Raw genomic sequence first — 13,394 nt, 5'->3', positions numbered from 1 at the left:
AATTTCGAATGAGGAGTGATAAACTTGAAGACAAAAGCTGGTGAACAAGCGGAAAAACCATTGAAATGGTGGGAATTATCCTTACTAGGTATAGCCGGTACAATTGGTACAGGTTTTTTTCTCGGATCAAGCATTGCTATTGATATGGCTGGCCCTTCCGTTTTATTTGCCTTTGCCTTAGCTGCTGTTGGAACCTATTTTGTTTATGAAGCACTGGCAAAGATGACAATGGCTGATCCGCAAAAAGGATCGTTTCGTTCATACGCAAAAAAAGCCTATGGTCGCTGGGCAGGCTTTAGTAGTGGTTGGGTATATTGGTTATCAGAAATGCTAATTATGGGAAGTCAAATGACTGCATTATCGATCTTCACTAGATTTTGGTTCCCAGCCGTTCCTTTATGGGTATTTGCTTGTGTATATGCTGCTCTTGGAATTCTTGTTATAGTAGTTGGAACAAAGAGCTTTGACCGTGTTGAAAACCTTTTGGCAGTTCTAAAAGTTGCAGCCATTCTCATGTTTATTATTTTAGCCATTTTAGCCTTATTTGGAATATTCGGTCAAGGTGGAGAAGATGTCCCCCTTCCAAGAACTTTCGATTCCCTTTTTCCGAATGGACTTACTGGATTACTTCCTGCTTTCATCTACGGATTTTACGGCTTTGCGGGGATCGAAATTATGGGTTTAATTGCCATACGTTTAAAAAATATGAAAGAAGCACCGAAATCGGGTAAAGTAATGCTTACAGTCCTAGCAATTATTTACATTGCTTCTATTGGACTAGCCTTGCTTATGGTTTCTTGGAATAACTTCACGACAGAGCAAAGTCCGTTTGTAACTGCACTTAATGCTTTTAATGTTCCTTATGTAAATCATTTCTTTAATGCTGTATTTATAATTGCAGGCTTTTCAACGATGGTAGCCTCTTTATTTGCTGTTATTCGAATTCTTGTTACTTTAGCGGAAGACCGAGATGCCCCTACTTTATTTTCTAAAAGAATTGGGAAAAACATTGCTTTACCAGCAATTGGTCTAACAGCCGCTGGAATGGTCGTCTCTATTATTCTTGCCATTATCATCCCAGGCCGCCTTTACGAATATGTAACGACGGCAGCTGGAATTATGTTGCTATATAACTGGATTTTCATCTTAGGATCGTACGGACGTTTATTAGAATTAACGACAAAGGACAAAATAAAGCGAGTTCTTGGTTTTGTCTTCATTCTCCTTGCTGTTATTGGTACGGTGTTTCATCAAACAAGCCGACCAGGCTTCTATATAAGCCTTGTTTTTATCCTAGTGGTAGCTATTGTTACATTAATTATGAGCCATTTTTGGAAGAAGAAAGAAGATGATAAACCGCCTAGCCCTTCTTTATTTACGAAGTTAGAATAAGAAATGCTTGAATCCCAAAGTAAACTCCAAATCCAATAAGGGAAAAACCAGAAACGATTGAAATGATGGTTAACAGTCTATTCGTAAGGTATTTTCGCAATGTACTAGCAAGTGCTGCCATAGTTATATCCCACACAGTTATACCAATAAAGATGGCAGCACTATATAAAACCACTTGACTTGTCCCATAAGTCGTCACCGTTTTTGCCAAAATGGATCCAAAGATTCCGAGCCAAAATAATATCGTTAGTGGGTTAAATAGTGACATAAAAAAGCCCGAGAAGAAGGATTTCAAATGTGAATCCTTTGAACTCCTCATATTTGTAGCGGAAATCCTTCCTGCCCCAGAAATACTCTCAATCCCCGTATACACTAAAACAAAAAAACCGAAAATCCATAGAAACGTTTGAATGATTGGTATTTCAATAAATTGCACCACTCCAACAAAAACAAGTAACATATAAAAAGCATCCGCAACAGTAGCACCTAAACCGACAAGCCACGCATGAAAAAAACCGCTTTTTATTCCACGATCTAATTGGGCTGCATTAACCGGACCAATAGGTGCAGCCAAACTTAATCCTAAAAATATGTACCCTAAAAACACACTCATAGAACCATCCTCCAATCATCAATCTTACGACGGACAACTTTAACGCTTGTACAAGTCTATGAAATGATTTAGGTTATTAGGACAAGATTTTAACAAAAAAAGAAAGCTGACTTTATGAGCCAGCCCTCTTGAAAATGCAAATTAATAGCCGCACCAGCTACATCCAATAATGATTAATAAAATAAACAGCACTACTAATAACGCGAATCCGCCGCCGTAACCTGCAGTTGTGTGTGACATGAAAAATCATCCCCTTTTGATTCATTGTTAACTTACAATCCTATCCTATGTTTATTCTTTTATTTCGTTTGGGCTCTTTACAATTTTCTTAAAAAAATAAAACTGCGTAATTCAATGAACCTTGAAAAGCTGCTAACATAAATATGTAAAAAGCTAATACAATGATATAAGGACAAGAACTCGACAATAACAAATAAACTATAGGAGCTACTATGGTACATTCATTACGGTCATATTTATTAATTACGTGCGGAGGGTTCATTCAAGGCATTGGAATGGCACTTTTTCTTTTTCCTCATTCAATTCCTTCAGGTGGTGCAGGTGGAATTGCTGTTTTGCTCAATTATTGGGTAAATATTCCATTGAGTTTTGCTTTATGGCTCGTAAACTTTTCAATGCTTGTTGCTGCTATATATTGGCTTGGAAATGCAAGTGCAATTGGAACGATGTACGGGATTACCATTACATCCTTAAGTGTTCATTTATTCAGTTTTGAGTTGTACAGGCCCTATAACAATGTTTGGATTGATTTAGTCATTGGATCCATTATTTTAGGAGTTGGTGTAGGAATTCTTCTTCGCCAAGGTGTCTCAAATGGCGGGATGGGCGTCCTTGCCCTTATCATAGCAAACGTTCGAGACATTGCCCCAGGAAGGCCCCTTTTTCTTCTGAATGGTTCCATTTTTATTGTAACCGGCTCAATCATTGCCTGGCCCATTGTTATTCAAGCACTAATTTCTCAATGGCTCTCTACAAAAATGGTTGATGTTATTTTCCGTTTAAGAACAATGTTACTTTTTGAACAACCTATACAAGGTTGGAGGAAAAAAAGTGTAAAGCGATAGATCATCGTATATGTATCGCTTTTTCTTATAGACAACATTCTATTATGTATTTTTGGCATATCCTTCATATGAAGGTAAATTTTTCGAAGGATGTGTAACTATGAAAAAAAGCTTGGTCGCATTGTTGGGTTGTTTTATTGTTCTTTTTTTAGCAAGCTGTTCAGACTCTTCACCCACCACCGAAGAATTTCCAGACAAGAGCATTCAGTTGATTGTTGCTTTTTCTCCAGGAGCTGCTACTGACACCCAAGCAAGAATTATCTCAAAGTATGCTAGTGAGTACCTTGGGCAAGAACTTGTCATCGTAAATAGGCCAGGTGGAGGCGGTCAAGTCGGGTGGAACTCATTTTCAACAGTGGAACCAGATGGATATACATTAGCAGCTTATAATCTTCCTCATATCATAACTCAACCGTTAGTTAGCCAAACGAGCTTTGAAGTCGATACGTTTGAGCCACTTGTTAACTGGGGCGGAGATCCAACAGTTTTTGCGGTAAGAGCAGACAGTAGTATTACAAATTTAGAGGAATTGATTGACAAAGCCAGACGTTCTCCTGGCACGATTACGGTTGGGAATGCGGGGTTATATGTTGGTCAACATTTGGCGACTTTAATGCTAGAGAACGCAGCAGATATTAACCTTGAAGATGTCCCTTTTCAAGGAGCAGCTGACGCCATTGCCTCTGTTCTTGGTGGCCATACAGATGTTGTTGCCGGTAACCTTTCTGACATTTATCGCCTAGGTGATGAAGTAATCCCACTTGCAATAGCAACAGAAGAACGCCATCCCTTTTCACCTGATATCCCAACATTTACTGAATTAGGCTATCCAATCGTTATGAGTACAGACCGTGGTATTGCAGCCAGAAAAGATACTCCTACGGAAGTCATTGAAAAGCTAGAAGAAGCATTTCTGAGCATTCTACAAGATGAAAAGTTCCTAGCTGAAATGGAACAGGCTGGAGCCGATATGCTTATTATGAACCGCAATGAAGTTATAGCGGACATGGAAGCTAGAACTGACATTTATGAGGAATTATTAAAATCAATTGGTGTAACCGAGTAAAAAAGATTAGGGGTCTGACCCTACCCCATTGGGTAGGATCAGACCCCTTTATTTTTAAATTGGAACCTTTAATAGTATAGAGAAAACGACATACAGAACGAGTGTAAATGAAAAAGAGACAATAACTATCTTCCGTATCGTTAAAGATGATTCCTTTTGTTTGTATTTTAAATAAACAAACAGTGGTATCGTAATCATTAATAGTAATACTTGAGTATAGTAGCCGATAAATGTAGTTAATAAGCTAACAATTGAGACTATAACAATAAGTACATATAACGACCATGATCTTCGTTGTTGTGAAATACCTTTAGTGTCCTGACTAACAAAAGCTTTCTTACCATACTCAATCATAACTAAAAGAAAGAGAAAACCTGCATTAATAAGAGGGAAGATTTTTTGCTCAAATTGCATTGAAGACATCATATAAATCGAGCTAAGAATTCCCCCTCCAACGAGGAGCCAAGCCCAAGCATATGTTGTACCTAATCCTTTAAGAGTGAATTGAGGTTTCTTTTTTCGTAAAGTTTTATTTTTGTTTACGGCTTGCCTTATTGCCAAAACCATCGTCAACAATACTAAGCTATATAAAATTACGTTCCACGTTCCTGTAAAAAAATAAGCAAAAACTGAACCGCGAGCCCCGCCCAGTTGAAGTCCTTGTAGTAACCCTTGCTCCGCTATTGGACCTAGGATGAAACCTAATGCAATGGGAGCTGGAGAAAACCCATATTTTTGCAAACAGAACATTAGTAAACCTAAAATGACAACCGTATAAATATCAAATAAATTGTTTTGCGTTGTATAAGCACCAATGATCGAAAATGAAAGAATAACAGGAGCCATAAAGTAAGCTGGAATAGAGGTAAGCCTTGTCATATATTTAATAAGTGAAAGGCCAAGCACGAGTAGTAAGATTTGTGCAGCAATCATACTATATAGAAATGTATATGCTACATGAGCATGATCAACAAATAGGTTATTCCCTGGCCAAATACCGTGAATGAGCAATCCGCCCAAAAATATTGCTGCGGTTGGTGATCCAGGAATACCAAGCGTTAGTAATGGAATAAGTGAACCTCCGACCATCGCATTATTCGAACTTTCTGATGCGATAATCCCATTTTTATCGCCTTTTCCAAATTGGTCTTTCTTTTTAGAGAAACGCTTTGCTTCATTATAAGCTAGTAAACTGGCAATATTCCCTCCTGCTCCAGGGATCATTCCAATAAACGCGCCTAATCCACTACCAATAGTTACATATTTTGGTTTTTTTAAGACATCCCCAAAAGACTCTCTAATTGATGATCGGGATGGCTTATAGCCATTCTGCTTATTTTCTCCTCTAGAATTTTCTCGAAAATCCTCAATCATTCGTAACGCTTGCGGAAAGGCGAACAGCCCTATTAACACAGCTACCATATGTAGCCCTCCAACTAATGAGTCCATACCAAACGTAAAGCGAGCTGTACCTGTAATCATACTAATCCCTACAAATGATAAGCCAATCCCTATACAACCACCGATTAAGTTCTTAGTGACTGCCCCATCAGAAATCGCTGCAATAACGGTTATTCCAAATATTGCGATCCAAAAGCTCTCTGTCGGTCCGAACCTTAATGAGAAATCAGCAAATACTGGCGCAAAAAATAGCAACAAAAACATCCCAAATAATCCGCCGATTACCGAGGATATCGTAGCTAACTCCAGCGCCTTTCTGGATTTCCCTTGTTTGGTCATTGGGTAACCGTCAAAGGTTGTTGCAACATTTGCAGGTGCACCAGGAACATTAAATAATATCGCTGGTATGGACCCTCCAAATACACTTCCGCAATAAATACCACCTAGTAGAATTAACCCCTCTGTTGGCCCAAGTGCAAACGTAAAAGGTATCATAAGAGCAACACCCATAGTTGGCGTTAGTCCCGGCAGTGCTCCTACAACAATGCCAAGTAGTAAACCTAGAAACAGGACGAGCACGTGATGGATCTCGAACACCTGCCAAAAAAAATCCATATCCTAGCCCCCCTTTTTTAAGCTAGGATATGATATTCACCTAATTCTGAATTAGTGTGTGTACACAAATTTAGAGACTATTCTTCTTTATCCTCTTCTCCTTCTCCTTCTCCTAATTCAACTTTCTTCCCACCAACTGATAAGTAAGAATACACTTCTAAATCTGGTTTTAATTTTTTTAATCCTTCTAAGTATGGTTTCACTAAATCTTTAAAGTCCTCATATACTCCCTCTTCTTGCAACTGCCCATAAACATACATTTTTTTCTTTTCTTCTTCCATTAAAAAGGCCATGTATCCAACCGGCTTATTCGAATCTGTTACAACATTTAATACTTGTGCATCCTCTTTTAAAAATTCGGGAGAAAAATAAATTTGCAAAACGAACTCCTCCTAGTTCTTATTCTGTCGTTAGTTGAAGTTTTTTAAATAGTGTAGTCACTTCGCTGTCTTCACTTGTGTTCTTCTGATTTTTCACATGGATTAATACAAGACATAATAATCCGACGAAAAGAGTTAACCCAGCAGTCGCTAAAAACATACCAGTCCTCGACCAATTCATTAACGCTTCAAAGATCGGTGGACCAGCGGCCACTCCTAGAAATCGTACTGAACCATAGAGGGACGTCACAAATCCTCGTCGTTCCGCTCCAACAGAGCCTGTAATGAGACTATTTAAACAAGGCAAGACAAGGCCCGTTCCGATGCTTGATATAGCTAATATACCAATGAATGGAACCAATCTTGTAAAGAAGACCAACGAAGCAAACGAAATAGTCATTAATAAAAACCCAGTAATAATCACTTTTTTCATTCTTTTTATGTCTTTACCAATTTTACTACCTGTTGTTAAAGACGTAATCATCATAAAAAGAAGCGGAATCGCTAAAATTGCACCCTTCAGTACTCCATCGATATTATATTGTGTCTCCAACGTATCCGATAAATAAAACAAAATCCCAAAAAGCGTAAACAAACAAGTTGCTCCGGCTAAATAAGCTGTAAATAACCATCTGCCTTCATGTTTGAAGACCGAAAATAAACCCTTTACATATTTGCCTAATGGAGGAGCTTTTTTCTTTTTCTTTTTTTCTTTAATAAAGAACATGGTTAGTAGCAAAGAAATTAATACAAATACTGGAAATCCCCAGAAAGGACCATACCAAACTAATAAAGCCAATAGCGATCCTACAATTGGCGAAAGTACTTTACCAAATCCATTTGAGGCTTCCACAATCCCTAGCACTTTACTTTGGTCTCCACCTTTAAACAAATCACCTGTTAAAGCCATTGCAATTGGAGCTGTACCGGCTGCGCCAATCCCTTGTAATGCTCTGCCAATCATGATCCAAATATAAGCGCTATTAAACCAGGCAGCAGATACCCCTGCTAATAATCCACCAATTCCGTAAAGAATGAGAGCAGGCACAATAATTGCTTTTCTTGAAAATCGGTCAGACATGTATCCTAGAATTGGAATAAAAATGGCCGCTGTAATTGAGAAAATTGTTATTGTCAAACTTGCTTGAAAAGCAGTTATCCCTAATTCAGTTTCCAATCTCGGCAAGATCGGTATGAGCATTGAATTTCCTAATGTCATAATTAAAGGGATCGACCCAATTGCTAATATGACTAAGCCTTTGCCTTTTTTCGCCAATCGTCATAACACATCCTTCATTCATCTTGAAACGTATCAAAAAGTAGGTCAAATGGGTTAAATCATGCTTTTTCATACGTTTTATTCCTTTATAAGATGCGGTGGAATTACAATTTCATACATGGGAAAAAGATCAAGGACAAGAAAAAAGAAGGGCTATACCAAAAGGCCTGAATTTTGACCTTTTAGATACTCCCTTCTCATAGCAAAAATTATAGTTTCGAAAATTCATCAACTAACTCACCGAATATCGTTAATGCATTTTTAATTGGCTCTGGTTTCGTTAGATCAACACCTGTTGCCTTTAGTAGCTCGAGTGGATAATCAGAGCTGCCACTTTTTAAGAAAGTCAAGTACTTCTCAAGCGTCTCCGGCTTCCTTTCTAGAAGTTGATCTGCGATATGGATGGCTGCTGCATAACCAGTTGCATATTTGTATACATAAAACGGACGATAAAAATGAGGGATTCGCGACCAACCGTATTTAACTTCCTTATCAAAGACAACTTCATCCCCATTAAATTCTCTAAAAATGCCCTCATATATCTCATTAAATACATCGGCATTTAATGGTTCTCCATTCCCAGCCTTTTCATGTGTGATTTTCTCAAACTCAGCAAACATTACTTGAGTAAAAAGCGTACCTCTAAAACTGTCAATAAAATGATTAAGTAAATGCTTTTTCATTTTCGCATCTTCAGTCGTTTTTAACAAATAGCGAATAAGAAGTACTTCATTTACAGTAGATGCTACTTCGGCAACGAAGATTGAATACCCCGCCGTAATTTGGGGTTGATGTTTGGATGAGTACCATGAATGCATCGCATGTCCGCACTCGTGTACAAGTGTAAATAAACTATCTAAGTCATCTTGATGATTAAGCAGTACAAATGGATGAACCCCGTAAAGACCTAAATTATAAGCTCCTGATCTTTTTCCCGGTGTTTCTCTAACATCAAAATAGCGCTTTTCTTTGAAGCTACGTAAAGTTTCAACATATTCTTCTCCAAGTGGCGCCAAGCTTTTTAACATGGTGTCATATGCTTCCTCAAAAGAAATGTCCTCTTTAACATCCTTTACTAAAGGAACATTCAAGTCATACTGACGTAGCTCTTCAAGCCCAAGGACTTCTTTTCGAATCGCCGCATAACGATGTAACGGTGCAATATTTGCTTTAGTTGCTTCAATTAAATTATCATACACTTCTTTTGGAACCATATCAGAGAATAAAGATTTCTCTAAAGCAGAAGGATATTGACGCATTTTCGATAACGTCACATTATTTTTAATCGCTGAAGATAAGGTAGATGCAATCGTATTTTTAAGTTGAACATATGGCTGATAATACGCTTTATATGCTTCAAGACGGACATCACGATTTTCGTCTTCAATTAATTTTGAATACATACCTCTTGTCAGTTCAACTTTCTCTCCCTCTTTTGTTGTTACTTCACCAAACTTAATATCAGCATTATTAATCATTCCAAACGTATTACTTGGAGCTGAAAGAGCCTCTCCTAGATCTGATAAAACTTCCTCTTTTTCTTTTGTAAGTACATGCTTTTTATAACGATACGACTCTAAAAGGTCTTCTTCAAAATACGTAAGGCCATCAATTTCACTAATATAGCCTTTCAATGTACTCTCCTCTAAACTTAAGAGAAATGGCATAAAGAACGATGTTGCTGAACTAAGTTTAACACCAAGTGTTTTAGCACGATCTAGATACGATTGAGAATTAGAATCTCTCGTGTCCAAATCCACTTGAAGCATTGCATAAACATACACTTTTTTAAACGTATAACCTGTTTCCTCACTAAGGACAAGATAATCATATAACGACTTTGCATCGTTAATGCTCCCATCAAACTCTTTTAACTTTGGCAATCGCTCTTCAACTGATTGTAAGTCCTTTTCCCAATGTGAAATGTCTTCATAAATATCAGCTAAATTCCACTTTTCCTCTAATGGGACTTCTTCTCTTGATTTATACTGTGGCATTTGATCAAGCTCCCTTCCATCGACTCCTATGTATTCCATTTCAGTTATATGTTACTACATTTTGAATTAGTTACAAAGAAAAAGGACAATATGACTTACTTAATATTAGAGAAATGAAAGCCCAAAACAACGAAGGCACTGAAAAAGTTGGTTTCCTTTTTTCAGTGCCTTCTAAAACAACCTATTTGTTTAATTTTTCAAGTTACTAATAAACCCAACTAAACTCATCAAGGATCACCTTTAGCTCTCGACTAAATCCTTCACTGTATTCAATCATTTCTGTATTGTCAATGCTAAAAGAACTTGTTCTTAGAAAATAATAACCATCTACATGTTCAACTGGAACTACATGAGCGTACATGCCATCTTTTTCAAACATAAACTCTTCCACACCTTGCCCTGGAACCCCAATGGTCTCAAAATAGTTATTTGCTTCAACTTCGCTATACCCTGACTCACTCATCATTGTTTTATAAGCTTCAACTGCTTGATCGTAGCTGTTAGAATCGGCAAATTTATGAACTTCAAATAGTACTGGTTCAACACGACCTTGACCATAATTTGCAAAAATTTTAATGGACTGTCCTTGCTCATTTGTAACTTGTTCCAACTCAAATTCATGATCATAATACGTTGTAAATGAGAGACCTTCAATTTCTAATCTACGAACTAGCTTCTCATCGTTCATTCCCTCTTCATCAACAATCTGAATCCACTTTGTCTCTTCATCAGTCAAGGATTCAAGAATTCTATTCTCCCCAACAGCTTCTTGATCTGCAGCCTCTTCTTCTGCCATCATGATACTCATACTCTCCATAGGCGCTTGATCAGATGCTGAATCAATTGGCGATGCTGATTCATTGCCACCTGAAAACTGACTAGCACCTAGCACATAGCCAATTCCTAACATAAGAACAACCAATGCTGCTACTTGCCAACGTTGATACGACCTCGCCCAAGACCAGTTTCGTTTCTTTCTCTTTTTTATATTAGCCATTATATCCGCAGAGGATGATTGAGTCGGCATTTTTTCATAATATTTATTTAATCGTTCCATCGTCTCATCAAAATTGTTTCTGCTCATAGTTGCTCACCTACTTTTTCATACTCCGCCTTGAGTTTTTGCTTTGCACGTAAAATTCTCGTTTTGATTGCCCCTTCTGTTACTCCTAGTACCTTAGCGATCTCTTGGTAATTTTGCCCATGAAAAAAATGTAATACAATAGGAATTTTGTATTTCTCTTCTAAACCATGGATCATTTGATGCAGTTCTTGGGCTTCCTCATCAAAATGGTCATTAAAGTACATTTGCTGTGAGGCATACTTTTGTAGTTCAACTGTTTTTCTTTTCATTTGTTTTTCTTTTCGATAAAAATCTCGGATAACATTTAACGTAATCGAATAAAGCCATGTTGTAAATTTTCCACGGTTGTGTTTATGAATAAAACGATACACCTTAATAAAGACTTCTTGAGTTACATCTTCAATGTGAGTTGGTGAGACACCAATTTGAAAGGCGAATTTTTCAACTGTCTTAAGGTGTTGCTCAATTAATTGCTGGAAGGCGTCATCATCGCCTTTCTTGGCCCGCTCGATTAATTGTTCTTCCATGTTTGCAACCTCCGTCTATACTCTCAACTTATTTCTCTACTAATGAAACGACCAATCATGACAAAAGGTTTCAACTTACAAAGATATCTCTTCTTTTTATGACGACTGCCTGTATAAATAAGAAACAATGACACTTAAACTTTGATATTAAGTCTAACTGAAGTTTACTAGTTTGTTAATATAGCAGCTTTATTAAAATTTTTTCCAAAAACATCTATTTTATATGAATAATCTAGTAGTCACGATAATACACCTTTTATGTAGGCATTTTATAAAGTTAATAAGAGAGAACCACTACTCTCTTTCAAGGAGGAAAATAAAAAATGATCTATGCTCAACCAGGTACACCCAATTCGAAAATAACCTTTAAGAAAAAGTATGAGAATTATATTAATGGAGAATGGACAACCCCTGTGAAAGGTCAATATTTTGAAAATGTAACCCCTGTTACTGGGAATGTTTTTTGTGAGGTTGCAAGGTCGACTGCCGAAGACATTGAACTTGCCCTTGATGCTGCACATGCGGCGAAAGCTTCTTGGGGGAAAACGTCAGTTACGGAAAGAGCGAATATTCTAAATAAAATTGCTGATCGGATCGAAGAAAACCTTGAGATGTTAGCTGTTGCTGAAACATGGGATAACGGAAAAGCAGTGCGCGAAACATTGAACGCAGATCTCCCGCTCGCGGTTGACCATTTCCGCTATTTCGCAGGAGTCATCCGCTCTCAAGAGGGCTCTATTAGTCAAATTGATAATGATACGGTTGCTTATCACTTCCATGATCCATTAGGGGTTGTAGGTCAGATTATCCCTTGGAACTTTCCAATCTTAATGGCCGTTTGGAAGATAGCCCCTGCTTTAGCAGCTGGTAACTGCATCGTTCTTAAACCAGCAGAGCAAACCCCAGCTTCAATTATGGTGTTACTAGAATTAATCCAGGACCTTCTACCACCTGGTGTATTAAATGTAGTAAATGGATTTGGAGTTGAAGCAGGAAAACCACTGGCTACTAGCTCCAGAATCGCTAAAGTAGCCTTTACTGGGGAAACAACTACAGGTCGATTAATTATGCAATACGCTTCTCAAAATATTATTCCAGTCACATTAGAACTTGGAGGAAAATCACCAAATATATTTTTTGAAGATGTAATGGCGGAAGATGACGCCTTTTTGAATAAAGCGATAGAAGGATTTGTTCTTTTTGCTTTAAATCAAGGTGAAGTATGTACATGCCCTTCTCGTGCACTCATCCCTGAATCGATGTACGATCAGTTTATGGAACGAGCTCTTGCTAGGGTAAAAGAAATAAAGATAGGAAACCCGCTTGATGTATCTACGATGATGGGAGCTCAAGCATCAAATGAACAAATGGAAAAAATAATATCGTACTTAGATATCGGAAAGCAAGAAGGAGCAGAGTGCTTAACCGGTGGGGAAAGAAATATCATTAAGGGATTCGAAAATGGGTACTATATCCAACCTACTGTTTTTAAAGGGCACAATAAGATGCGAATCTTTCAAGAAGAAATTTTCGGTCCCGTTGTTTCTGTCACAACTTATAAGGATGAAGAAGAAGCATTGCAAATTGCCAATGATACACTTTATGGACTTGGAGCAGGTATATGGACCCGCGATATAAACAAAGCTTATCGTTTTGGCAGAAACATTGAAGCAGGTCGTGTATGGACAAATTGCTATCATGCTTATCCTGCACATGCAGCATTTGGTGGTTATAAAGCATCTGGTGTCGGACGCGAAAACCATAAAATGATGCTCTCACATTACCAACAAACAAAAAACATGCTAGTAAGCTACAGCCCAGACGCATTAGGATTTTTTTAGATTAAAGTAAAAAAGGCGATTTTTCCTTTTTTACTTTAATCTAAGCGATGTGCGGAGCCGCCGTTATCTTTTAAGCCTTTTGAGCGATCTTCTCAAAAGGCGCACGGCGTGGGG

Annotated in this window: 12 protein-coding genes; 4 read left to right on the top strand and 8 right to left on the bottom strand. The window is 37.7% G+C overall.

The annotated features are described in order from the left end of the window. The first annotated feature begins 15 nt into the window (after nucleotides 1–15). A complete protein-coding gene (locus MF646_RS14590) occupies nucleotides 16–1,392 on the top strand; it encodes an amino acid permease (RefSeq protein WP_420842512.1) in 1,377 nt (458 codons plus the stop codon). Here the strand turns inward: MF646_RS14590 and MF646_RS14585 are convergent. Next, the gene (locus MF646_RS14585; protein WP_250097246.1) at nucleotides 1,376–2,005 is read right to left on the bottom strand and encodes a LysE family transporter; all 630 of its coding nucleotides are present in this window, start codon (nucleotides 2,003–2,005) and stop codon (nucleotides 1,376–1,378) included. The genes MF646_RS14590 and MF646_RS14585 overlap by 17 nt on opposite strands. Before the next feature lie 141 nt (nucleotides 2,006–2,146). Beyond that, nucleotides 2,147–2,245, bottom strand: coding sequence for a YjcZ family sporulation protein (locus tag MF646_RS14580; RefSeq protein ID WP_250097245.1), 99 nt, complete (start codon nucleotides 2,243–2,245; stop codon nucleotides 2,147–2,149). Nucleotides 2,246–2,457: 212 nt separating this feature from the next. Between MF646_RS14580 and MF646_RS14575 the strand changes: the two genes are divergently transcribed. Together MF646_RS14575 and MF646_RS14570 are read left to right on the top strand one after the other, a co-directional pair. Further along, nucleotides 2,458–3,090, top strand: a complete 633-nt coding sequence (locus MF646_RS14575) for a YitT family protein (protein ID WP_250097244.1) — start codon at nucleotides 2,458–2,460, stop codon at nucleotides 3,088–3,090. 100 nt (nucleotides 3,091–3,190) lie between these two features. Next, nucleotides 3,191–4,156 (top strand): tripartite tricarboxylate transporter substrate binding protein, encoded by a 966-nt coding sequence (locus MF646_RS14570; RefSeq protein WP_250097243.1) that lies wholly within the window; start codon nucleotides 3,191–3,193, stop codon nucleotides 4,154–4,156. Nucleotides 4,157–4,210: 54 nt separating this feature from the next. Here the strand turns inward: MF646_RS14570 and MF646_RS14565 are convergent, their stop codons facing one another. The 6 genes from MF646_RS14565 to MF646_RS14540 all read right to left on the bottom strand — a co-directional run bounded on the left by MF646_RS14565 (nucleotide 4,211) and on the right by MF646_RS14540 (nucleotide 11,439). Beyond that, nucleotides 4,211–6,172, bottom strand: a complete 1,962-nt coding sequence (locus MF646_RS14565) for a tripartite tricarboxylate transporter permease (protein WP_250097242.1) — start codon at nucleotides 6,170–6,172, stop codon at nucleotides 4,211–4,213. A gap of 77 nt (nucleotides 6,173–6,249) precedes the next feature. After that, nucleotides 6,250–6,552, bottom strand: a complete 303-nt coding sequence (locus MF646_RS14560) for a hypothetical protein (protein WP_250097241.1) — start codon at nucleotides 6,550–6,552, stop codon at nucleotides 6,250–6,252. Between the two features lie 19 nt (nucleotides 6,553–6,571). Further along, nucleotides 6,572–7,771 (bottom strand): MFS transporter, encoded by a 1,200-nt coding sequence (locus MF646_RS14555; RefSeq protein ID WP_250097356.1) that lies wholly within the window; start codon nucleotides 7,769–7,771, stop codon nucleotides 6,572–6,574. A gap of 269 nt (nucleotides 7,772–8,040) precedes the next feature. Continuing rightward, the gene (pepF, locus tag MF646_RS14550) at nucleotides 8,041–9,828 is read right to left on the bottom strand and encodes an oligoendopeptidase F (protein WP_250097240.1); all 1,788 of its coding nucleotides are present in this window, start codon (nucleotides 9,826–9,828) and stop codon (nucleotides 8,041–8,043) included. A 205-nt stretch (nucleotides 9,829–10,033) separates the two neighbouring features. Beyond that, complete coding sequence (locus tag MF646_RS14545; RefSeq protein ID WP_250097239.1) at nucleotides 10,034–10,912, bottom strand: hypothetical protein; 879 nt, start codon at nucleotides 10,910–10,912, stop codon at nucleotides 10,034–10,036. Next, on the bottom strand, nucleotides 10,909–11,439 hold the full coding sequence (locus MF646_RS14540) for an RNA polymerase sigma factor (protein WP_250097238.1): 531 nt from the start codon (nucleotides 11,437–11,439) through the stop codon (nucleotides 10,909–10,911). Before MF646_RS14540 ends, MF646_RS14545 begins: the two co-directional genes overlap by 4 nt. Nucleotides 11,440–11,762: 323 nt before the next feature. Between MF646_RS14540 and adh the strand changes: the two genes are divergently transcribed. Next, entirely contained in the window at nucleotides 11,763–13,280 is a 1,518-nt protein-coding gene (gene adh / locus MF646_RS14535; protein WP_250097237.1) for an aldehyde dehydrogenase, read from the top strand. Nucleotides 13,281–13,394: the final 114 nt, after the last annotated feature.

This window comes from Halalkalibacter alkaliphilus (assembly GCF_023555415.1).
In the GTDB taxonomy this organism is placed as follows: domain Bacteria; phylum Bacillota; class Bacilli; order Bacillales; family Bacillaceae_D; genus Halalkalibacter; species Halalkalibacter alkaliphilus.
Note: the sequence above shows the minus strand (reverse complement) of the source record. Positions and strands in the feature narration are given on the sequence as shown.